This window comes from Lentisalinibacter orientalis (assembly GCF_040706535.1).
Lineage (GTDB): Bacteria > Pseudomonadota > Gammaproteobacteria > Steroidobacterales > Woeseiaceae > Lentisalinibacter > Lentisalinibacter orientalis.
The window spans coordinates 1585731-1606984 of the sequence record NZ_JAPDRJ010000001.1 but is presented as its reverse complement, the minus strand read 5'-3'; the positions used below and the strand labels follow the sequence as shown (position 1 = coordinate 1606984).

The 21254-nt window shown below is 68.6% G+C and carries 23 protein-coding genes, 1 other RNA gene and 1 pseudogene; 15 read left to right on the top strand and 10 right to left on the bottom strand.

Going from position 1 to position 21254, the window contains the following annotated elements; translation table 11 throughout:
* The 3 genes from mraZ to rsmI all read right to left on the bottom strand — a co-directional run bounded on the left by mraZ (position 1) and on the right by rsmI (position 2081).
* A complete protein-coding gene (mraZ, locus tag ACJMK0_RS07105) occupies positions 1-456 on the bottom strand; it encodes a division/cell wall cluster transcriptional repressor MraZ (protein WP_405236854.1) in 456 nt (151 codons plus the stop codon).
* Positions 457-780: 324 nt separating this feature from the next.
* Positions 781-1144: RNase P RNA component class A (rnpB, locus tag ACJMK0_RS07100), an RNA gene on the bottom strand.
* A 55-nt stretch (positions 1145-1199) separates the two neighbouring features.
* Positions 1200-2081, bottom strand: coding sequence for a 16S rRNA (cytidine(1402)-2'-O)-methyltransferase (gene rsmI, locus ACJMK0_RS07095; protein ID WP_405236852.1), 882 nt, complete (start codon positions 2079-2081; stop codon positions 1200-1202).
* Between the two features lie 13 nt (positions 2082-2094).
* On the opposite strand from rsmI, the gene ACJMK0_RS07090 reads away from it, so the two are divergent.
* The 3 genes and pseudogenes from ACJMK0_RS07090 to ACJMK0_RS07080 form a co-directional block, all read left to right on the top strand.
* A complete protein-coding gene (locus tag ACJMK0_RS07090) occupies positions 2095-4086 on the top strand; it encodes a penicillin-binding protein activator (RefSeq protein WP_405236850.1) in 1992 nt (663 codons plus the stop codon).
* The gene (locus ACJMK0_RS07085; RefSeq protein ID WP_405236848.1) at positions 4059-4433 is read left to right on the top strand and encodes a YraN family protein; all 375 of its coding nucleotides are present in this window, start codon (positions 4059-4061) and stop codon (positions 4431-4433) included. The genes ACJMK0_RS07090 and ACJMK0_RS07085 overlap by 28 nt, the downstream gene beginning before the upstream one ends.
* 28 nt (positions 4434-4461) lie before the next feature.
* A pseudogene (locus ACJMK0_RS07080) lies at positions 4462-5064 on the top strand (phosphoheptose isomerase); the annotation flags it as partial.
* A gap of 19 nt (positions 5065-5083) precedes the next feature.
* On the opposite strand, the gene ACJMK0_RS07075 reads toward ACJMK0_RS07080, so the two are convergent.
* The 5 genes from ACJMK0_RS07075 to petA form a co-directional block, all read right to left on the bottom strand.
* The gene (locus ACJMK0_RS07075; protein WP_405236846.1) at positions 5084-5524 is read right to left on the bottom strand and encodes a ClpXP protease specificity-enhancing factor; all 441 of its coding nucleotides are present in this window, start codon (positions 5522-5524) and stop codon (positions 5084-5086) included.
* A 22-nt stretch (positions 5525-5546) separates the two neighbouring features.
* Positions 5547-6176 (bottom strand): glutathione S-transferase N-terminal domain-containing protein, encoded by a 630-nt coding sequence (locus ACJMK0_RS07070; protein WP_405236844.1) that lies wholly within the window; start codon positions 6174-6176, stop codon positions 5547-5549.
* 61 nt (positions 6177-6237) lie between these two features.
* On the bottom strand, positions 6238-6996 hold the full coding sequence (locus ACJMK0_RS07065) for a cytochrome c1 (RefSeq protein WP_405236842.1): 759 nt from the start codon (positions 6994-6996) through the stop codon (positions 6238-6240).
* Positions 6989-8245 carry a cytochrome b gene (locus tag ACJMK0_RS07060; protein WP_405236840.1) on the bottom strand — a complete coding sequence of 419 codons (1257 nt, stop codon included), beginning with the start codon at positions 8243-8245 and terminating at the stop codon, positions 6989-6991. The genes ACJMK0_RS07065 and ACJMK0_RS07060 overlap by 8 nt, the downstream gene beginning before the upstream one ends.
* Before the next feature lie 4 nt (positions 8246-8249).
* Complete coding sequence (gene petA, locus ACJMK0_RS07055; RefSeq protein ID WP_405236838.1) at positions 8250-8840, bottom strand: ubiquinol-cytochrome c reductase iron-sulfur subunit; 591 nt, start codon at positions 8838-8840, stop codon at positions 8250-8252.
* 238 nt (positions 8841-9078) lie between these two features.
* Between petA and ACJMK0_RS07050 the strand changes: the two genes are divergently transcribed.
* On the top strand, positions 9079-10203 hold the full coding sequence (locus ACJMK0_RS07050) for a S1C family serine protease (protein ID WP_405237914.1): 1125 nt from the start codon (positions 9079-9081) through the stop codon (positions 10201-10203).
* Here ACJMK0_RS07050 and murA read toward each other — a convergent pair.
* Complete coding sequence (murA, locus tag ACJMK0_RS07045; protein ID WP_405236837.1) at positions 10200-11504, bottom strand: UDP-N-acetylglucosamine 1-carboxyvinyltransferase; 1305 nt, start codon at positions 11502-11504, stop codon at positions 10200-10202. The two genes, ACJMK0_RS07050 and murA, sit on opposite strands and share 4 nt — an antisense overlap.
* Before the next feature lie 25 nt (positions 11505-11529).
* Positions 11530-11730, bottom strand: a complete 201-nt coding sequence (locus ACJMK0_RS07040) for a BolA family protein (RefSeq protein WP_405236835.1) — start codon at positions 11728-11730, stop codon at positions 11530-11532.
* A 226-nt stretch (positions 11731-11956) separates the two neighbouring features.
* On the opposite strand from ACJMK0_RS07040, the gene ACJMK0_RS07035 reads away from it, so the two are divergent.
* The 11 genes from ACJMK0_RS07035 to mgtE all read left to right on the top strand — a co-directional run bounded on the left by ACJMK0_RS07035 (position 11957) and on the right by mgtE (position 21253).
* On the top strand, positions 11957-12937 hold the full coding sequence (locus ACJMK0_RS07035; RefSeq protein WP_405236833.1) for a calcium/sodium antiporter: 981 nt from the start codon (positions 11957-11959) through the stop codon (positions 12935-12937).
* 31 nt (positions 12938-12968) lie between these two features.
* The gene (locus tag ACJMK0_RS07030; protein WP_405237912.1) at positions 12969-13940 is read left to right on the top strand and encodes a KpsF/GutQ family sugar-phosphate isomerase; all 972 of its coding nucleotides are present in this window, start codon (positions 12969-12971) and stop codon (positions 13938-13940) included.
* A gap of 2 nt (positions 13941-13942) precedes the next feature.
* Positions 13943-14461 carry a KdsC family phosphatase gene (locus ACJMK0_RS07025; RefSeq protein WP_405236831.1) on the top strand — a complete coding sequence of 173 codons (519 nt, stop codon included), beginning with the start codon at positions 13943-13945 and terminating at the stop codon, positions 14459-14461.
* Positions 14458-15018, top strand: a complete 561-nt coding sequence (lptC, locus tag ACJMK0_RS07020; RefSeq protein ID WP_405236829.1) for an LPS export ABC transporter periplasmic protein LptC — start codon at positions 14458-14460, stop codon at positions 15016-15018. The genes ACJMK0_RS07025 and lptC overlap by 4 nt, the downstream gene beginning before the upstream one ends.
* On the top strand, positions 14993-15706 hold the full coding sequence (lptA, locus tag ACJMK0_RS07015) for a lipopolysaccharide transport periplasmic protein LptA (protein ID WP_405236827.1): 714 nt from the start codon (positions 14993-14995) through the stop codon (positions 15704-15706). Before lptC ends, lptA begins: the two co-directional genes overlap by 26 nt.
* Positions 15703-16428, top strand: coding sequence for an LPS export ABC transporter ATP-binding protein (lptB, locus tag ACJMK0_RS07010; protein ID WP_405236825.1), 726 nt, complete (start codon positions 15703-15705; stop codon positions 16426-16428). Before lptA ends, lptB begins: the two co-directional genes overlap by 4 nt.
* 61 nt (positions 16429-16489) lie before the next feature.
* On the top strand, positions 16490-17890 hold the full coding sequence (locus ACJMK0_RS07005) for an RNA polymerase factor sigma-54 (RefSeq protein WP_405237910.1): 1401 nt from the start codon (positions 16490-16492) through the stop codon (positions 17888-17890).
* A 103-nt stretch (positions 17891-17993) separates the two neighbouring features.
* Positions 17994-18314, top strand: coding sequence for a ribosome hibernation-promoting factor, HPF/YfiA family (hpf, locus tag ACJMK0_RS07000; RefSeq protein ID WP_405236823.1), 321 nt, complete (start codon positions 17994-17996; stop codon positions 18312-18314).
* A 58-nt stretch (positions 18315-18372) separates the two neighbouring features.
* Positions 18373-18867, top strand: a complete 495-nt coding sequence (locus tag ACJMK0_RS06995) for a PTS sugar transporter subunit IIA (protein ID WP_405236821.1) — start codon at positions 18373-18375, stop codon at positions 18865-18867.
* 9 nt (positions 18868-18876) lie between these two features.
* Positions 18877-19791, top strand: a complete 915-nt coding sequence (rapZ, locus tag ACJMK0_RS06990; protein ID WP_405236819.1) for an RNase adapter RapZ — start codon at positions 18877-18879, stop codon at positions 19789-19791.
* Between the two features lie 112 nt (positions 19792-19903).
* Entirely contained in the window at positions 19904-21253 is a 1350-nt protein-coding gene (gene mgtE, locus ACJMK0_RS06985) for a magnesium transporter (RefSeq protein ID WP_405236817.1), read from the top strand.
* The last annotated feature ends 1 nt before the right edge of the window (position 21254 follow it).

Here is a 21254-nt window from a genome sequence, read left to right as displayed (position 1 = left end):
TTATAAGGAGAGCGACTCGAGTTCCGCCGACAGCGGCAGCTCGTCGCCTTCCTCGTCTGCCAACCACGAGTCGCGCTTCTCGTTCCAGCGCTCCTCGTCCCATAACTCGAACTTGTTGCCCTGCCCGATCAGCACCGTGTGCTTCTCGAGCCCGGCAAACTCCCGCAGCTCCTTCGAGAGTAGAATGCGGCCATGGCCATCGAGTTCGACCTCTGTCGCATGACCCACCATGAGGCGCTGCAGCCGCCGCGCCTTCCGGTCGAGAGCCGGCAGCCGCACGAGCTTGCGCTCGATCTCCTCCCAGTCGGGCAACGGATAGATAAGGAGGCAGTAATCCCGGTCTACGGTGACAACGAGGTGCCCGTCGCAACGCGCCGCGAGCCGCTCGCGGTAGCGCGTCGGTATCGCCAGGCGCCCTTTGGCGTCCAGCGTGACTTTGGTAGGACCTCGAAACATGCGTGGCGGGACCCCCTGTAATCCCAACTATTCCCACTTTTCACCACTTTTCGACACTATAGGGACCGCCCTCGGAGGCGTCAATATCGGTGCGCGGATTATCACTTGCGGGACAGGGACTTAGCGGGGAAAAGGCCCGACCCGGCGGGATCGGGTCAACGCATATAAAGACGAAAATCAGTAGCTTAAATGCCCATTTTCAGGCCGGGCTAAGCAGGCTGTCGCCGATCGGCGACAGGGGGCGGACGGGGGCCGCGGCCGCGGCGGGTTGCGCAAACCGGGGTGGAAAGGGCTCTCGCCCTCCCCACCGGGGTCCGTAATCAAGAAAGGAGCCGGCCGGTAAGCCGGGTTCTGTCGAGGGCAATCATTCATCTGGGGCAGCCGTCACCGGCTGCCTCTAGCGACCTACCCGGGAGTCCGTTCGGGACCGACGGTGCGGCTCGCGCCGCGCACTCCCCTATTTGGTCTTGCTCCGGACGGGGTTTACCTTGCCGCGGCGTGTTACCACCCGCGCGGTGCGCTCTTACCGCACCATTTCACCCTTACCAGCGCCTCGCGGCACTTCGGCGGTATGCTTTCTGTTGCACTTTCCGTGGGCTCGCGCCCCCCAGGCGTTACCTGGCGTCCTGTCCGAGGGAGCCCGGACTTTCCTCCCCGCACGAGGCGGGGCGATTGCCTGGCCGGCTCCGTGATCCAAATTAGGGCAAGCCGGCAGCGGAATCAAGCATCCCGTGGGCGGCGTCTCAGTCGTCCCCTTTCAGCGCCAGGGCGCGGCGGTACAGGCGGTTCCTGGGCGCGCCGGTCAGCCGGGCCGCCAGCTTCGCGGCGGTCTTCACCGGCAGTTCCTCCAGCAATAGGCCGAGCACCCGGTCGGCTTCCGCGGCGTCCTCGTCTCCCCCGGCCGGCGGCGCGCCGCCCACGCACACGACGAACTCCCCTCTGGCCGTGACGGCGCCGTCCCGCCAGGCCGCGGCCAGGCCGCCCGCGCTGCCCCGGTGGAAGGTCTCGTGGGTCTTGGTGAGTTCACGCCCGATCACGACGGGACGGTCGGACCCGAGTACGGCTGCCAGATCCTCCAGCAATTCGCCGCAGCGATGCACGGATTCGTAGAGGACCAGCGTGCGCGGGTCTGCGCGCAGCGCCTCCAGCCATGACCGGCGGGCCTCGCGCCGCGCCGGCGGGAAACCGAGGAACACGAAACGGTCCGTCGGCAACCCCGCCGCGCTGAGGGCGGCGACCGCGGCACAGGGACCCGGGACGGGCGAGACCGTCAGGCCCGCGGCCGCCGCCGCCCGCACCAGGCGGTAACCGGGGTCGCTCACCAGCGGCGTGCCCGCATCGCTCACCAGCGCCACGGATTCGCCGGCGCCGAGACGCTCGACGAGGCCCGGTATCGCCTGCTCCTCGTTGTGCTCGTGCAGCGCGAAAAGGGGCTTTTTGATGCCGAAATGCGTTAGCAATCGCCGGGTGTGCCGGGTATCCTCCGCTGCGATCAGGTCGACCGCCCCGAGCGTGTCCCGCGCCCGCACGGACAGATCGTCCAGATTGCCGATGGGCGTGGCGACGACGTACAGTACTCCGGCGGTATCCGGCGCCGGTGTGCTCTCTCCAGCGGCTCTGGCCATCTCGGGATCTTTCATGAGGAATCGTCGCATCGTGCATGGCAACTACACGCGAGGGCAAGCCGCCCTGCGCATCCTGGCGCTACTGCTCGCCGCGGTTTTCGCCGCCGGCTGCCAGACCACGCCCGGCGGCACCGGCTATCCCCAGGCCGAGGCCCGCGCCGGCTCGCTGGCGGCAGCCGGCCGCCACCAGGACGCAGCGCGCATCTACATCGCGCTGGCCGGCGACGCGGCCGGCGACCAGCGCACCCGCCTGACCCTGCTGGCAGTGGAGGAATGGATGCGCGCCGGCGATATCGCCCGGGCACGGACCGCCTTCGCCAGCACCGAGAAGCCGGCGGACTCCGATCTCGCCACCGACTGGGCGCTGACTGCCGCACGTCTGGATCTCGCAGTCGGCGAAGCGGCCGCTGCGCTCGAGCGTCTGCAGGCCCTGGACGACCTGAGCCTGCGGGTGGAGCAACGCCTGCGCCGGGATGCGCTGCGGGGCGCGGCGCTGTTCGACACGGGCAACACCCGGGAGGCCCTGGAACTGCTGGTGCGGCGGGAACTGTGGCTGGACGACGCCCGGGCCGTGCGCACGAATCACGAGATCATCTGGGCGGGCCTCATCGGCACGCCGCCGGCGCAACTGGAGGCGGCGCTGGCAGAGGCGTCCGACCCGACCATACGGGGCTGGCTCGAACTCGGGCTGACCGGCACCGCCGCCGCCGCGGATACCCTGGCCTTCCGTCGCGGCGTCATGGACTGGCGCCGGTCGTATCCGCGGCACCCGGCACTGGCCGACCTGGTGCCCTCCCTGCTGAACGTCGACATGGCGGCAGGCGCCTATCCCCGCCAGATCGGCGTGCTGCTGCCTCTCTCCGGCCGCAGCGGCCGGGCCGGGGCGGCCATCCGCGACGGCATTCTCGGCGCCTGGTTCAACGACTTCCGCGAGGGCATGAAGCCGCTCATCCGCTTCTACGACGTCGCCACCGAAGGCAACGTCTACGCCTACCAGCAGGCGGTGGAGGACGGCGCCGAATTCGTCATCGGCCCGCTGTTGAAGCCCTCGGTGATGGACATCGCCACGGGAGTGGAGATCGCGGTACCGACGCTGGCGCTGAACACGCTGCCGGAGGAGGTCCGCCCCCCCGCCGGCCTGTACCAGTACGCCCTGGCGCCGGAGGACGAGGCGGCCCAGGTCGGCCGGCGGGTCGTGATCGACGAGCACCCGCGGGGCGTGGCGCTGGTCCCCGCATCCGACTGGGGCGAGCGTGTGCTGGGCGCCTTCGCCGCCTCGCTGAACCAGTCGGGCGGAAGGCTGCTGGACTACCGCCGCTACCAGCCCGGCGCCGCCGACTTCTCCGACACCATCGAGGATCTCCTGCTGCTCGACGAGAGCATCCAGCGCTACCGCCGGCTGCGCGGCGTGGTGGGCGGATCGCTGCAGTTCGAACCCCGGCGGCGCGGCGACATCGACTTCATCTTTCTCGCCGCCGACGGCACCACCGCACGCCTCCTGCGCCCGCAGCTCAGATTCCATTACGCCGGCGGTCTGCCCGTCTACGCCACCTCGACCATCAACGAGCGCGACGACCGCAGCAACTCCGACCTGAACGGCGTGCTCTTCCCGGAGGTCCCCTGGATCGTCTCGGAGCGCGCGGAGATCGAACGCCTGCGCGCCACCTACGCCGAGCTGTGGCCGGGGTCGGCCCCCCTGTCCCGGCTGCACGCCATGGGCTACGACGCGTACCGCCTGGTCGGCGCGCTGCAGGACGGCGCCGGCAGCGGCCTCGAAGAACCGCTGCAGGGCATGACCGGGGAACTCAGCATGGACCTGCGGGGCGTGATCCACCGTCGCCTGCCCTTCGCCACCTTCGAGCAGGGAGAGATCGTCGCAGTAGCGGAACCGGTACCGGAGACCGAGGACGAGGTCGAACTGCCGCCGGGCATCGACATCCTGCTCCGTGACTCGCCCCCGGAGCGGCCGCCGGCAACGTGGGACGCACCGGCCGACAGCGACTAGGAGACGGCGCCGAGGAGCTGGCCCGCCGCCACCTCGAGAACGCCGGGCTCCAGTGCGTCGCGGCGAACTACCACTGCCGCCTGGGCGAGCTGGACCTGCTCATGCGCGCCGGCAATACGCTGATCGTGGTGGAGGTCCGCTACCGCGGTGCCGGCGCACGCTACAGCGCTCGTGACTCCGTCTCGCCGGCCAAGCAGCGCCGGATCGTCCGCGCCACGGAGCAGTTTCTCTGCCGCCATCCCCGCTATGCGGAGATGGAATTCCGCTTTGACGTCGTCTGCATCGACGTGAGCGCGGACGGACGTCCACGGTTACAATGGCTGCAGGACGCCTTCCGACCCTGGTGAGGACCAAAGACGAGAGCACCGCCGAAAGCAGAGAGCCGCCATGGAACCCGAGAGCATCGTCAGAGACCACTTCGCCGAGAGCATCGCCGTCAAGCAGGCCGCAACGGAGAGCCTGGCGCTGCCCGTCGCCGCCGGCGGCGCGATGCTCACCCGCTGCCTGCTGGAAGACGGCAAGATCCTGTCCTGCGGCAACGGCGGCTCGGCGGGCGACGCGCAGCACTTCTCCTCGGAGCTGCTGAACCGCTTCGAGCGCGAGCGCCCCGGGCTGCCGGGGCTGGCGCTCACCACGGATTCCTCGACGCTGACGTCCATCTCGAACGACTACGCCTACGACGAGATCTTCTCCAAGCAGGTCCGCGCACTCGGCCGGCCGGGCGACGTGCTGCTGGCCATATCCACCTCGGGCAACTCGGAGAATGTCTGCCGGGCCATCACGGCCGCCCACGAGCGCAGTATGCCCGTGCTGGCCCTGACCGGGCGCGACGGCGGCCGCATGGCCAGCATGCTGGGTGCCGACGACGTGGAGATACGGGTGCCGGCGGAGCGCACCGCGCGGATCCAGGAAGTGCACCTCGTGGTGATCCACTGCCTGTGCGATCTCATCGACCGTTCGCTGCTGGGCGGCGGCTAGCGCCGGCAGCGCTTGCCCGCTACTTCACCACCTTGAGGTGTGACGGCCGGCCGCCGCGCCCGCCGTCGCCGTCCTTGTCGTCATCGTTGCCGCCGTCGCCGCCGGGGCCGTCCGGGGGCTCGGGACCGTCGTCGTTCTGGGAGAAGATCATGCCCTGGCCCGTCTCCCGCGCGTAAATGCCCAGGATGGCCGTCACGGGCACCCACACGTCGTAGGGCGTGCCGCCGAAACGGGCGCGGAAGCTGACCGCCTCGTTGTCCAGCCTGAGGTCATGAGCGGCGGAATAGCTGATGTTGAGGATGATGCGGCCGTCCTTCGCGTGCTGCTCGGGCACGTTGACTCCGGCCATGGTGGCGTCCACGACGATGTGCGGCGTGTGCCCGCTGTCGCTCATCCACTCGTGCATCGCGCGCACGAGATAGGGCCGCTTCGATACCGCTGCCGGTGCGTCCGAACTCATCCGGCGGGTGCCGACCGCAGGCTCACAGCCGCATCTCCTGTTCGCGTTCGGTGAGACTCTGCTGGAACGAAGAGCGCGCAAAGATGCGGTCCATGTAACCCTCGATGGCGCCGCTCTTGGTCGAGATGTCGATGTTGTAGACGGGCAGGCGCCACAGGATGGGCGCGATGCTCGCATCCACCAGCGAGAACTCGTCACTCAGGAAGAACTCCCGCGCGGCGAAAACGTCCGCGCTCTGCAGGATGGACTCCTTCAGCATCTTGCGCGAGCGGGTCGCCTGCTTCTTCTCGCTGGCCTCCTCGATTTCATCCGCCAGGCGGTACCAGTCCGTCTCGATTCGGAACAGGGCCAGGCGGAAGTGGGCCCGGGTCACCGGGTCCACGGGCATCAGCGGCGGGTGCGGGAAGCGCTCGTCCAGGTATTCGATGATCACCCGGGAGTCGTACAGCACCAGGTCCCGGTCCACGAGCGTGGGCACGCTGTGGTAGGGGTTCAGGTCGAGCAGGTCTTCGGGCAGCTCCGGCCCCTCGACGTTGACGATCTCGATGTTGATGCTCTTCTCGGCGAGCACCAGCCGCACCCGATGACTGTGGATGTCGGTGGGCCGGGAAAATAGCGTCATCACTGAGCGCCGGTTGGCTATTACCGCCATGATGGTCTACCTCTGACGTCCTGTTGCGGCGGGGCGCATGGCCCGGCGGCAGGCTGGTAACTCAGTGTACGTCCTTCCAGATCTCTTTCTTCAGCAAGTAGGCGAAGAGGAAGAATACCACCAGGAACAGCAGCACCCAGACGCCGAGCACGCGACGCTCCAGCTGAACGGGTTCGCTGATGTAGTCGAGGAAGTTGACCGTGTCGCGCACGAACTGGTCGTACTCCTCGGGCGAGAGCGTACCCTCGGTGACCTGCTCGAACTCCACGAACTGCTGCACCGTGTGGCCCTTCTCGTCCGTCACCTCTTCGTATACCGGCCGCTGCAGGCCCTGCAGCTTCCAGAGCACGTGGGGCATGCTGGCGCCGGCCAGCACCATGTTGTTGGTGCCCGCGGGCCGGCTGTCGTCCACGTAGAAGGTGCGCAGGAAGTTGTAGAGATAATCCGTGCCCCGGCTGCGGGCGATCAGCGAGAGATCCGGCGGCGTCTTGCCGAACCAACGCGCCGACTGATCGGCCGGCATGGAGGCCTGGATGGTCTCGTGGGTCTTCTCGGCATTGAACATCAGGTTCTCGATGAGCTGTTCCTCGTTCAGCTCGAGACCGTCGGCCAGCGTGTTGTAGCGCACGTACTTGGCCGAGTGGCAGCCCGCGCAGTAGTTCATGTAGTTGCGCGCGCCCCGCTGCAGCGAGGCTTCGTTGCCCACGTCGTTGTTGGCCGGCTCGTTGAACTGCGAGCCGCCGCCCGCTGCCGAGGCCTGGACCGGGAAAGAAGCCGCCGCGACCGCGACGAGCGTGACGACGATTCTTGCCTTAGCCATGGTAGACGACCCTCTCCGGCACCGGTTTGGTTTTCTCGATCTTCGTGTAGAACGGCATCAGCAGGAAGAATGCGAAGTACACCGCCGTGAAGATCCGCGCCAGCAGCGTGTAAAGGCCGGTCGCCGGCTGCACCCCGAGATAACCCAGCACGATGAAGCTGACGACGAAGGCCGCCAGCGCGCCCTTGTAGATCGCACCCCGGTAACGGATGGACTTGACCTTGCAGCGGTCCAGCCAGGGCAGGAACAGCGGCAGCAGCACGGCCGCACCCATCAGGATGACGCCGAGCAGCTTGTCCGGCACCGCCCGCAGGATCGCGTAGAAGGGCGTGAAGTACCACACCGGCGCGATGTGCGCCGGCGTTACCAGCGGATCCGCCGGATCGAAGTTGGCGTGCTCCAGGAAGTAACCGCCCATCTCCGGCGCGAAGAAGACGACCGCCGAGAACGCCATCAGGAAGACGATGATCGCCACCAGATCCTTGGAGGTGTGATACGGATGGAACGCCACGCCGTCCACCGGCACGCCGTTCGCGTCCTTGTGCTCCTTGATCTCGATGCCGTCCGGGTTGTTCGAGCCCACCTCGTGCAGCGCCAGGATGTGCACCACCACCAGCATGACCAGCACCAGCGGCAGCGCGATGACGTGCAGGGCGAAGAAACGGTTCAGCGTGATATCGGAGATGGAGTAGTCGCCGCGGATCCACTCCACCAGTGTGTCGCCGATGGCCGGTATGGCGCCGAACAGGGAGACGATGACCTGGGCACCCCAGTACGACATCTGGCCCCAGGGCAGCAGATAGCCGAAGAACGCCTCCGCCATCAGAACGAGGAAGATCAGCATGCCGATGATCCAGATGAGCTCGCGCGGCTTCTTGTAAGAGCCGTACAGCATCGCCCGGAACATGTGCAGATACACCACCACGAAGAAGGCCGACGCGCCGGTGGAATGCATGTAGCGGATCAGCCAGCCCCAGTCCACGTCGCGCATGATGTACTCGACCGAGGCGAACGCCTCGTCCGCCGACGGCTTGTAGTTCATGGTGAGGAAGATGCCCGTCACCAGCTGGATGACCAGCACCACCATCGACAGCACGCCGAACACGTACCAGACATTGAAATTCTTGGCGGCGTAGTATTCGGTGACATGCTCCTTCAGCATGCTCTCCAGCGGGAAGCGGTCGTTGATCCACTTCACCAGGCCGCCGCTGCGGGTCGACTCGGTCACTTCAGCTTCCGTTCTAGCCATGGTCTTACGCTGCTCCCGTCTCGTCACCGACCAGTATCACGTCGTCATTGATGAAGCGGTACGGCGGCACCGGAAGATTCAACGGCGCCGGCACGCCCGAGTACACCCGGCCGGACAGGTCGAACTTGGAGCCGTGGCACGGGCAGTAGAAACCGCCGTACCAGTCGTCGCCCAGGTCCGCGGGCTGCACCTCGAACCGCTTGATGGGCGCGCAACCGAGGTGGGTGCACTGGCCGACCACCACGAAGTACTCGGGTTTACGCGCCCTCGCCTGGTTTTGCGCATATTCGGGCTGGTCGGATTCGGAGGAGTCCGGGTCGCGCAGGTATTGTTCAGCTTTCTCCAGACGCTCCAGCATGTCCTGGCTGCGACGGAGCACCCAGACCGGCTTGCCGCGCCACTCCACGCGGACCATCTCGCCGACCTCCAGAGGGCCGACGTCGATCTCCACCGGCGCGCCGAGGGCCTCGGCGCGGGCGCTGGGCCGCAGGGAAATAACGAAAGGCGCCGCGGCGAGCACCGCGCCCACACCGCCGGTTACGGCGGTCGCTACAGCAAGGAAATGACGTCTGCTGCGATCAACGTCGTCCGTCATCAGGCACTCCCATACAACCGGCTATGACAAGCTCGTTCTAGGTTTGGCTCGAAACTGGTAAATTGGCTGAGATTCCCGGCGGGAGCCAGACAGGCCCGGAGAGATCCTGAGCCGGAGGCCGCGCGTGGGTCAAAACCGGGATTATACACACCGCCAGACGGAGTTGCCTACCAGCGGGCCGCCGGATGACCCGGGTCCAGGCGGTGTCCACGAGCGTCACGAGAGCGTTATGGCAGGCATCCAGCGGGCAGTCTATTTCCTCGTCCAGTCGGTCGTGATCGGGCTGGCCGCAGCCTTCCTGATCGTGCTGGTGAAGCCGGAGCTGATGCCCGTCTCAGGCGGGCCGCAAGCCGAAGGCGCCACCGCACCGGGGGGTTACGCCGACGCGGTGGCCCGCAGCGCCCCCGCCGTGGTGAACGTGTACACCACGCGGCTGGTACGCGACGGCGCGCGGCCCGAGGAGCGCCGGCCGGAGCGCTTCCGGCTGGACTCCAGCCTCGGCTCGGCCGTCATCATCGACGGCGAGGGCTACCTGGTCACCAATTACCACGTGGTCGCCGGCGCGGTGCAGATCCGGGTGCAGCTGGCCGACGGGCGGGTGGCCGACCCGGTGCCCGTGGGCCAGGACCTGGAGACGGACCTCGCCCTGCTGAAGATCGATCTGCCGGACCTGCCGGCGGTACCGCTGGGCCGCTCGGACCGGCTGCGCATCGGCGACGTGGTCCTGGCCATCGGCAACCCCTACGGACTGAGCCAGACGGTAACCCAGGGCATCGTCAGCGCGACCGGCCGCGGCCTGCTGGGCCTGACCACGTTCGAGAACTTCATCCAGACCGATGCCGCGATCAACACCGGCAACTCCGGCGGCGCGCTGGTGAACACGCGCGGCGAGCTGGTGGGCATCAACACCGCCGTGCTCGCGCAGGACATCGCCACCGAGGGCATCAGCTTCGCCATCCCGGTGAACCTGGTGCGCGGCGTGGTGCGCGAGCTGAAGGAGCACGGCCGGGTCATCCGCGGCTGGCTGGGCATGGAGCCCGACGATCTCACGCCCGCGGAACTGGCGGCACTGGGGCTCGAGAGCACGGGCGGCATCCTGCTGGAACGGGTCCACGAGGACAGCCCGGCGAGCCGCGCCGGACTGCGGCGGGGCGACGTGCTGGTGGCGATCGACGGTGCGCCCATCGGCAACACGCAGCAGGCACTGCTGAGGGTGGCCGGGGTGAAGCCGGGCACGCGCCTTGCCATTACCGGCATCCGCGGCGGGGAGCGCTTCGAGGCCGAGGCGGTGGTCGGCGAGCGACCCCAGTTCCGGCCGGCGCCCTCTTCCCCGTCCGGGTCGCCGGCCGAGTCGTCCCCTTAGCCGGTCGCCCGTCCCGCGGCGCCCTCGCCGGCGGCGGTCTCGCTGCCCGGCACCCGCCGGATGACCGCGCCGAGCTGGCGCAGCTTCTCCTCGATGCACTCGTAGCCGCGGTCGACGTGGTAGATGCGGTCCACCAGGGTCTCGCCCTTCGCGACCAGCCCCGCGAGCACCAGACCGGCGGATGCCCTGAGGTCCGTGGCCATGACCGGCGCGCCCTGCAGCGCCTCCACCCCCTCCGAGATCGCCGTGTTCCCTTCCAGGCGGATGCGCGCGCCCATGCGCTGCATCTCGAGCACGTGCATGAAGCGGTTCTCGAAGATGGTCTCGGTGATGGTGCCCACGCCTTCGGCCACGGCGTTCAGCGCGCAGAACTGCGCCTGCATGTCCGTCGGGAACGCGGGATAGGGCGCCGTGCGTATGTCCACGGCGCGGGGCCGCCGCCCGCCCATGTCCAGCTCGATCCAGTCCTCGCCCGTGCGGATCTCCGCACCCGCCTCGGTGAGCTTGGCCAGCACCGCCTCCAGGATGTCCGGCCGGGTCTGCTTCACGCGCACGCGGCCCCGGGTCATGGCGCCGGCCACCAGGTAGGTGCCGGTCTCGATGCGGTCGGGCAGCACCGTATGGCGCGTGCCCGAGAGAGTCTCGACGCCCTGGATGCGGATGGTGCCGCTGCCGGCGCCCTCGATCCGCGCCCCCATGCTGTTCAGGAAGGCGGCCAGATCCGCCACCTCCGGCTCGCGCGCGGCGTTCTCCAGCACCGTCTCGCCCCGGGCCAGCGTGGCCGCCATCATCAGGTTCTCCGTGCCGGTGACGGTGACCGTCTCGAACACGAAGTGGGTGCCCTGCAGCCGACCGGCGCGGGCGCGGATATAGCCGTCCTCGATCTCGACGTCGGCGCCCATCGCCCGCAGCCCCGCCACGTGCAGGTCCACCGGCCGGGCGCCGATGGCGCAGCCGCCGGGCAGCGAGACGTCGGCGGCGCCATGACGGGCCACCAGCGGCCCCAGCACCAGGATGGAGGCCCGCATAGTCTTCACCAGATCGTACGGCGCCCGCAGCTCGCGGATGGCCGAGGCGTCCACCTCGACGCTGAGCCGGTCGTCCACGGTGACCTCCACGCCCATGCGCTGGAGCAGCGAGATGGTGGTGGTCACGTCCCTGAGATGGGGGACGTTGGCGACGGTGACCCGGTCCGAGGCCAGCAGCGTGGCCGCCAGGATCGGCAGCGTGGCGTTCTTGGCGCCGGAGATGCGTATCTCGCCGTCCAGCGCGGTGCCGCCGGTGATCTTCAGTTTGTCCATGGTCGAGACCGGGCCGCCGGGCGCCTCAGCCCTGGCGGCTCCATTCTTCCGGCGTGAAGGCGCGGATCGAGAGCGCATGGATTTCGCGGCCCATGCGCTCGCCGAGGCAGCCGTAGACCATCTGGTGGCGCCTGAGCGGCCGCTGGCCCTCGAACTGCGGACTCACGACGACGGCCTCGAAATGGGTGTTGTCGTCGCTGGCCACCCGCGCCCGGGTGTCGGGCATGCCCTGCTCGATAAGCTGCGATATTTCCTGAGGTGTAATCATCCCCAAACTGATGAAGCACTCTGTATGATTCCGCGCGCAGTGTAGCCCAAAGGCAGTCCCGACCCAACGGCTGCGCCCGACGTCGCGGCGGCCGGGCCCCATTGTGTATGATTCTGCCCCTCTTCGCCGTGGGGGGCGGCTGTCGCGGGCGCTGCGTCGCCCCTGTCGAGGTTGGAACCTGACCATGTTGCTCGATCTCATCTCCGTCGCGATCGGCCTGGCGCTGCTCATCTGGGGCGCGGACCGCTTCGTCGTGGGCGCAGCAGGGACGGCCCGCAACCTGGGCGTCCCCACGCTGCTGATCGGGCTCACCATCGTCGGCTTCGCCACCTCCGCACCGGAGATCCTCGTCTCCGTGGTCGCCGCCCTCGCAGGGCGCCCGAGCCTCGCGCTCGGCAACGCGATCGGCTCGAATATCGCCAATATCGCGCTGGTGCTCGGGGCGGTCGCGGCGGTGCGGCCCATCCTGGTCACCTCGACCATCCTGCGCCGGGAGATGCCCCTGCTGCTGGCGGTGACGCTGCTCACGCTGGCCCTGTTCCTGGATCTGCGCCTCACCCGCATCGACGGCTTCGTGCTGCTGGGGGCCCTGGTCGTGGTGCTGTACTGGATCGTGCGGCTCGGGACGGGGGCGCGCGCCGCCGATCCCATCGAGGCGGAATACGAGGCCGAGATCCCCCGCGACCTGCCGATGCGCACGGCCATCCTCTGGCTGGCGGTGGGCCTCGCCGTGCTGCTCGTGGGCTCGGAACTGCTGGTGGACGGCGCCCTCCAGCTGGCCCGGCAACTCGGTGTCAGTGAACTCGTGATCGGCGTCACCCTGGTGGCCATCGGCACCAGCCTGCCGGAACTGGCGGTGTCGCTGGTGAGCGCGCTGAAGGGCGAGCAGGGCCTGGCCATCGGCAACATCCTCGGCTCCAACATGTTCAACCTGCTAGCCGTCATCGGCCTGGCCGTCGTCATCCATCCGGCGACGGTGGAACCGACGGTGCTGACGCTGCACTTCTTCGTCATGGTGGCCGTCACGCTGGTCCTGTTCGCTATGACGTACAATTACGCCGACGCCGGCCGTATCGGCCGACTGGAAGGCGTGGCGCTGCTCGTCGCGTTCCTCGCTTACCACGCCTACGTGGTTTCGCAGAACCTGGGGCAGACGCTCACCTGAGCCGCGGCGGCGACGCCGCCAGGAGCGAAAGCTGGACGCAAGAGCCACCCGAGAACTGGCCCGCAACGTGCTCGGCATCGAGGCGCGGGCGGTGCAGGACCTGGCCGAACGCATCGGCGAGGACTTCGACCGCGCCTGCAGCCTGTGTCTGGCCTGCACGGGCCGCATCGTCGTGACGGGCATGGGCAAATCCGGTCACATCGGCGGCAAGATCGCCGCCACCCTGGCCAGCACCGGCAGCCCGGCCTTCTTCGTCCACCCGGGCGAGGCGAGCCACGGCGACCTGGGCATGATCACCGCCACCGACCTGGTCATGGCCGTCTCCTATTCCGGCGAGACCCAGGAGATCGTCACGATCCTGCCGCTGGTCAAGCGGCTGGGCGTGCCGCTGATCACGCTGACCGGCAAGCACGACTCGACGCTGGCGAGAGCCTCGGACGTGGTCCTCGACGTCAGCGTCAGGGAAGAGGCCTGCCCGCTCAACCTGGCGCCCACCGCGAGCACCACGGCGACGCTGGCGATGGGCGATGCGCTGGCGGTGGCGCTGCTCGAGTCGCGGGGCTTCACGGCGGAGGATTTCGCCCGCTCGCACCCCGGCGGCAGCCTGGGCCGGCGTCTGCTGCTGACGGTGGGCGACATCATGCATACCGGGGAGGACGTGCCCCGGGTGAGCCCCGGGGTCACGCTCAGCGAGGGCCTGCTGGAGATGACCCGCAAGGGCCTCGGCATGACCGCGGTGGTGGACGCCTCCGGCCGGGTGGTCAGCATCTTCACCGACGGCGACCTGCGCCGCACCCTCGACACCGGTGTGGACATACGCGCGACGACCATGGCGGAGGTGACCCATCCCGGCTGCCTGACGGTGACGCCGGACACTCTCGCCGCGGAGGCGGTGCACATCATCGAGCAGAACAAGATCACGGCACTGCTCGTCGTGGACGAACGCGAGCATCTGATCGGGGCGCTGAATATCCACGACCTGTTCCGCGCCGGCGTCATGTAGCGATGGCGGAGCTCAGCGACAGGCTGGCCCGGCTGCGTCTGATCGTCTTCGACGTGGACGGCGTGTTCACCGACGGGCGCTTCCTCATGGACGAGGACGGCAGGGAATACAAGGCCTTCCACACCCAGGACGGCTACGGCGTGCGCCGCCTGCTGGAGGCGGGGGTGCAGGTGGCCATCATCAGCGGACGGCGCTCCGGCGCCGTGGACCGGCGCATGGCGGAGCTGGGCGTGACCCGGGTCGTGCAGGGCTGCCGGCACAAGATCCCGGAGCTGCACGCGCTGGCGGAGGAACTCGGCGTCGACCTGGCCGAGGCGGCCTACGTGGGCGACGATATCCCCGACCTGGAGGCGATGCGGACCTGCGGCCTCGCCATCGCGGTGGCCAACGCCGTCGACGACATCGTCGCCGAGGCGGATTACGTCACGGCCCGCAGCGGCGGCCACGGCGCCGTCCGGGAAGTGGCCGACCTGGTGCTGGCCGCCCGGCTCGCCGTCCGCAACGCAGACGCGTCCGGGTGAACCTGCGCGGCGTCCTCGCCCTGCTGCTGCTGGCGGCGGCCGCCGTCGGCACCTGGCTGCTGAGCCTGCGCGGGACCGAGGAGATGCCCCAGGCGGCCGACCCGAGCACGATCGTCAGCGGCTACTACATGCGCGATGCCACCGTCACCGGCACGGCCGAGGACGGGGACGTCCTGTACCGGCTGCACGCGGCGGAGGCGACCCAGGCCGAGGACGGCGGGCCGGTGCAGCTCAGCGAGGTGACCGTGCGCTACAGCCCGGCCGCCACCGTGCCCTGGTCGCTGACCGCCGCCAGCGGGGTGCTGGAGCCGGCGTCGCGGAAGATCGTGCTGAGCGGCAACGTGCGCGCGGTGAGCGAGCCGGACGACAACGGCGAGGTCACCGAACTCACCACCGCGCGGCTGGAATTCGACCCCCGCGCGAAGACGGCGAGCACCGAGGAGCGCGTCACAATCCGCATCGGCGAGCAGAGTCTGTCGGCGACCGGCATGCTAGCATTCCTGCAGGAAGACCGAGTGGAGCTGAAGTCCAATGTCAGCGGCAAATTCATGCCCTGACGCCGGGCGCATCGTGCGCCGGCGAGGGTTCGAGAAACGGCTCGCAGGCGCACCCCTGCTGGTGGCGGCCGCCGTCCTGCTGACGGCTCCCCTCGTCACCTCGGGCCAGAGCCTGCGCGAGGGCATCGACAGCCGGCTGCCGATCTCCCTCGATGCCGATTCCAGCGAATTCGACCGCCGCAACAACCTGATGATCTTCCGCGGCCTGCGCATCACCCAGGGCACGATCGGCATCGAAGCCGACCGGGGCCAGACGCTGTTCGGCGGCGACAGCAGCCCGGACTTCCGCGACAGCGTGTGGCGCTTCGAAGGCGATGTGAAGATCGACGTGGACAACACCAACATCCTCTGCGACAGCGCCGAGCTCACCTTCAGGGATCACCGCCTGGCCAGCGCCGTGGCCACCGGCGACCCCGCGCGGTTCCGGGACGAACGGCCCGAGGAAGGCACGGTGACCACCGGCCGGGCCGGCCGTTTCGAATACGACGTCACCGTCGGCCGGGTCACATTCACCGACGATGCGCGCATCAGCGAGGGCTCCAATACCATCGCCGGCGACCTGCTGGTCTACGACCTCAACCAGCAGGTGGTGACCGCCCGCGGCCGGGAGGGTGAGGACGGCAAGGTAAGCCTCACGATCGTGCCGGAGGAGGTGGAGAAGAGACTGGACGACGACGAGGCGCCATGAGCATCCTGAGCGTCCAGGACGTCCACAAGAGCTACAAGTTCCGGGAAGTCGTTAAGGGTATCTCGCTGGAGATATCCAGCGGCGAGGTCGTCGGCCTGCTGGGCCCGAACGGCGCCGGCAAGACCACGGCCTTCTACATGATCGTGGGCCTGATCCCCTGCGACAGGGGGCGCATCCTGCTGGACGGCCAGGACCTCACCCACCTGCCCATGCACCGCCGCGCCCGGCTCGGCCTCGGCTACCTGCCTCAGGAGGCGTCCATCTTCCGCAAGCTCACGGTGGAGCAGAACGTGCTCGGCATCCTGGAGACCCGGGACGAGCTGGAGCGCAGCGACCGCGAGCGCATCCTGGACGAGCTGCTGGACGAGCTGCACGTCGGGCACGTGCGCACGAGCCTCGGCATGAGCCTGTCCGGCGGCGAGCGCCGGCGCGTGGAGATCGCCCGGGCGCTGGCGGCAGACCCGCGCTTCGTGCTGCTGGACGAGCCGTTCGCCGGCGTCGACCCGATCTCGGTCATCGACATCCAGCGCATCATCCGCCACCTGAGCGACCGCGGCATCGGGGTACTGATCACTGACCATAATGTGAGGGAGACCCTCGGAATCTGCAGCCGAGCCTATATACTCAATGAGGGGTCATTGATCGCAGAAGGCACGCCGGAGGAGATTCTGGCGAACCGCCACGTGCGGCAGGTCTATCTGGGCGAGGGGTTCCGGCTCTGACCATCGGCAGACGCACACGGACTCACCGGCAGCGCGATGGCGGCTGCCCGGCAGCAAGATGTTGAAACCGTCACTCCAGCTAAAACTCAGTCAGCAGCTGACGATGACGCCGCAGCTGCAACAGGCCATCCGCCTGCTGCAGCTGCCCGTCATGGATCTGACGGCGCAGATCCAGGAAGCGCTGGAAGAGAACGTCATGCTGGAGGCGGAGGAGCTGCCGGAGCCGCCGCGCGTGAACGGCGAGTCCGCCACCGAGGAGACGCCCGGCGACGTGCGGGCGGTCACCGCGGAGGACAGCTGGCGCGACCTGCCCGCCAGGAGCCAGGACTCCGGCTGGAGCGGCGACCGCGGCATGTCCGAGTTCGCGGACGAGAGCCAGGAATCGCTGCACGAGCACCTGCACTGGCAGCTCGAGCTGGAGAAGTTCACGCCCCGGGAGATGCTGATCGGCGAGGCGATCATCGACGCCATCAACGACGACGGCTATCTCACCGTCTCGCTGGACGAGATCCGCGACATCGCCGGCCCGGAGCTGGACGTCAGCGAGGAGGAGGTCGAGCGCACGCTCAGGAAGATCCAGCGCTTCGACCCGGCCGGCATCGCGGCGCGCTCGCTGTCCGAGTGCATCGACCTGCAGCTGCGCCAGCTCGCCGGCGACACGCCCGGCCTCGGTCTGGCCCGGGAGCTCGCGGCCGAGCACCTGGAGCGGGTCGCCGAGAACGACCCGGCGCACCTGCAGCGCGAACTGCAGGTGTCGGGCGACGAACTCACCGACGCGCTGGCACTCATCCGCGGCTGTCATCCGCGGCCGGGCCAGGCCATCGCACCCGCCCGCACCGAGTACGTCATCCCGGACGTCTTCGTGCGCAAGATCGACGGCGAGTGGCTGGTCGAGATCGCCTCCTCCGGCATACCCCGGCTGACCGTCAACCAGCGCTATGCCGAGATGCTGCGCGGCGATGGCGGGCATACGGCGCTGAAGGCGCAGCTGCAGGAGGCCCGCTGGCTCGTCCGCAGCCTGGAGATACGCAACGAGACGCTGATGAAGGTGGCCACCTGCATCGTCGAGCGCCAGACCGACTTCTTCGAGCACGGCGAGGAAGCCATGAAGCCGATGGTGCTGCGGGACGTGGCGGAGGCCGTGGAGATGCACGAGTCGACGATCTCCCGGGTCACCAACAACAAGTACATGCACACGCCGCGCGGCGTGCTGGAGTTCCGTTATTTCTTCTCCAGCCATGTCGGCAGCGTCGACGGCGAGGACCAGTCCTCCGTGGCGGTGCGCGCGAAGATACGCAAGCTGATCGGCGCCGAGGACCGCCGCAAACCGCTCAGCGACAGCAAGATCGCGGCGATGCTGAAGGAGGACGGCGTGGTTGTGGCGCGGCGGACCGTTGCGAAGTATCGTGAGGCCATGGACATCCCGTCTTCCAGCCAGCGCCGGCAGCGCAGCTCCGCATGAGGGCTGCGGCGGTCCGGCGCGGCCTCGTCCCGAACGATTCCGGCCGCGGGGCGCGGCAGACCGACGCCCGCCTCCCCGGCCCCACCCAGCAGAGGAGAAGGCCATGCAGCTAGATGTCACCGGTCACCACGTGGAAGTGACGCCCGCGCTGAAGGACTACGTACAGACGAAGCTAGGGCGCATCGAGAGACACTTCGACCACGTGACCGACGTGCACTGTATCCTCACCGTCGAGAAACTGCGGCACAAGGCCGAAGCCACCGTGCAGGTCAGCGGCGGCCGGCTGTATGCCGACGCGACGGAAGAAGACATGTACGCCGCCATCGACGGACTCATCGACAAGCTGGACCGGCAGGTCAAGAAGCACAAGGAGAAGCTCTGCGACCACCATGCCCGCGAGGCAGACAAGCGCGCATACAGTTGACAGTCATCCGGCGGCCCGCCGCAGCGCGCGGCGGGCCGCCCCTTTCACGGTCTTACCCATGACACTGCACGAACTCGTCAGACCCGATTCCGTACTCTGCAACGTCGAGGCGCGGAGCAAGAAGCACGCCCTGGAGATCCTGAGCGAGCTGCTCGCCCATGGCTCGGACGATCTGCGCCAGCCGGATATCTTCGCGGCGGTGGCGGAGCGCGAACGGCTGGGCTGTACGGCGCTCGGCCGCGCGGTGGCGGCACCCCACGCCCGCATCGCGGACGCCCCCTTCCCCATCGGCGCGCTGCTGAAGCTGTCCACGCCGGTGGACTTCGACACCCCGGACGACGAGCCGGTGGACCTGATCTTCGGCCTGATCGTCCCCGAAGACGTGGACGACCAGGCCATCGAGGACTTCCGCGGCCTGACGGAGATGCTCTCCCAACGGGGCACCCAGGCGCGGCTCAGGAAGGCCCGCAGCAGCCGCGAACTCTACGAGGCGCTCATGGCCGAAGACCGGCCCCGCGCCGAGGGCGGCCTGGCGGCGGGCGGCGGGGCCTGAGGAGAGCGCGTGGCGCCCGGCACGCAAGAGCGCCGCTCCACGCGCCTGATCATCGTCAGCGGCCTGTCGGGCTCGGGCAAGAGCGTCGCGCTGAACGTCCTCGAGGACCTCGGCTTCTACTGCATCGACAACCTGCCGGCGGGACTGCTGCCCGCGCTGCTGCCCGAGATCACCCGGGAAGGCGGTGCCGTCGCCACCCAGCGCATTGCCGTCGGCATCGACGCACGCAACCCCGCCACCGACCTGGAGGCCCTGCCCGGCCTCGTCCAGCGCATGAAGCAAGACGGCATCGAATGCGACGTCATCTTCCTGCAGGCCGAGGACGACATCCTGCTGAAGCGCTACAGCGAGACCCGGCGGCGCCATCCGCTGGGTGACAGCGGCCTTGCACTGCGCGACGCCATCGACCGGGAGCGCGAGCTGCTGGGCCCGGTGATCAACACCGCCGACCTGGTGATCGATACCACCCGCACCAGCGTCTACGAACTGCGGGATGCGCTGCGCGAGCGCGTGGCGGCGCGCCTGCCCCGTTCGCTGTCCATCCTGATCGAGTCCTTCGGCTACAAGCACGGTATCCCCACGGACGCCGATTTCGTGTTCGACCTGCGCTGTCTGCCGAACCCGTACTGGGAGGCGAACCTGCGGCCGCTGACCGGGACGGACGCCGCCGTCATCCGCTTCCTGGACGAACAGCCCCTGGTGCAGTCCATGTACGGGGACATCATCGGCTTCCTGCGCCGCTGGATTCCGGAATACCTGAGCTTCCACCGCAGTTATCTCACGGTGGCGGTGGGCTGCACCGGCGGCCAGCACCGCTCCGTGTACATGGCCGAGAAGCTCGCCCGGGCGCTGGCGGAAGAGCACACGCCCATCCACACCCGCCACAACGAACTGCCCGGCAAGAAGGCGCCCGACGCCGGCTGAGGCCCCGCCACCCTTAGCTTTGTCACGGGCCGCGGGCTAAACTGCCCGCTGATTCGGGCGGCCGCGGGGGCCGCCGGACACCCTGCGCCCGACGGGCGTATGCGCCGGCAGCATGGATAACCAGGAACAGAAGCAGACACCGCTGGAGACGCTGCGCGAAGCCCTGGAGGGCGGCGCAATGCGTCCCGTGCGGCGCATGATCGGCAGCCTGCATCCGTCCGAGGTGGCACGGCTGCTGGAGTCCCTGCCGCCGGCCGAGCGCGCGGTCGTCTGGGAACTCGTGGATCCGGACGACGAGGGCGACATCCTGGTCGAGGTGGCCGACGAGGTCCGCAGCGGCCTTATCGAGCGCATGGACGCCCAGGAGCTCATCGCCGCCACCGAGGGCATGGAGCTCGACGACCTGGCCGACCTGGTGGCCGGTCTGCCGGAGACGGTCACCCGCCAGGTACTGCGCTCGCTGGACAAGCAGGACCGCGACCGGCTGCGCGAGGTGCTGTCCTATCCGGAGGACAGCGCCGGCGGGCTCATGAACAAGGACACCGTCACCGTGCGTCCGGACGTGACGCTGGAGGTGGTGGTGCGCTACCTGCGGGTGCACGGCGGCATGCCGGACCAGACAGAGTCCATATTCGTGGTCAACCGGGACGACATCTTCCTGGGCACCCTGACCCTCTCCCGCCTGCTCACCAACGACCCGGACCTGACCGTGGCCGAGGTGATGGACACGGAGACGAAGCCCATACCCGCCGAGACCAGCGACCAGGAGGTGGTGCGCTTCTTCGAGAACCGGGACCTGCTGTCGGCGGCCGTGGTGGACATGGACAACCGCCTGCTCGGGCGCATCACGGTGGACGACGTGCTCGACGTGATCCGCGAGGAGGCCGAGCACTCGCTCATGAGCCGCGCCGGCCTGGACGAGGAGGACGACATGTTCGCGCCGGTGGTGACCAGCGCGCGGCGGCGGGCCGTGTGGCTGGGCATCAACCTCGCCACCGCCTTCCTGGCCGCCTCGGTGGTGGATCTGTTCCAGGGCACGGTGGACGCCATCGTCCTGCTGGCCGTGCTGATGCCGGTGGTGCCCAGCATGGGCGGCGTCGCCGGCACCCAGTCGCTGACCATCATCACCCGTGCCATGGCGCTGGGCCAGATCGACAAATCCAACGCGCGTCAGATCCTGGTCAAGGAGGTCTCCGTCGGCATCCTGAACGGCATCGGCTGGGCGCTGGTGGTAGCCGTGGTCACGGTGGCCTGGTTCGGCACCTGGATGGTGGCCGCGGTGATCGCGGCCGCCCTCACCCTGAACATGATCGTGGCGGCGGCGGCCGGCTTCGTCGTCCCGCTGACGCTGAAGCGTCTCGGCGTGGATCCGGCCATCGCCGGAGGCGTGGTGCTGACCACGGTGACCGACGTGGTCGGCCTCATGGTGTTCCTCGGCCTGGGGACGCTGCTGCTGCTCTGAG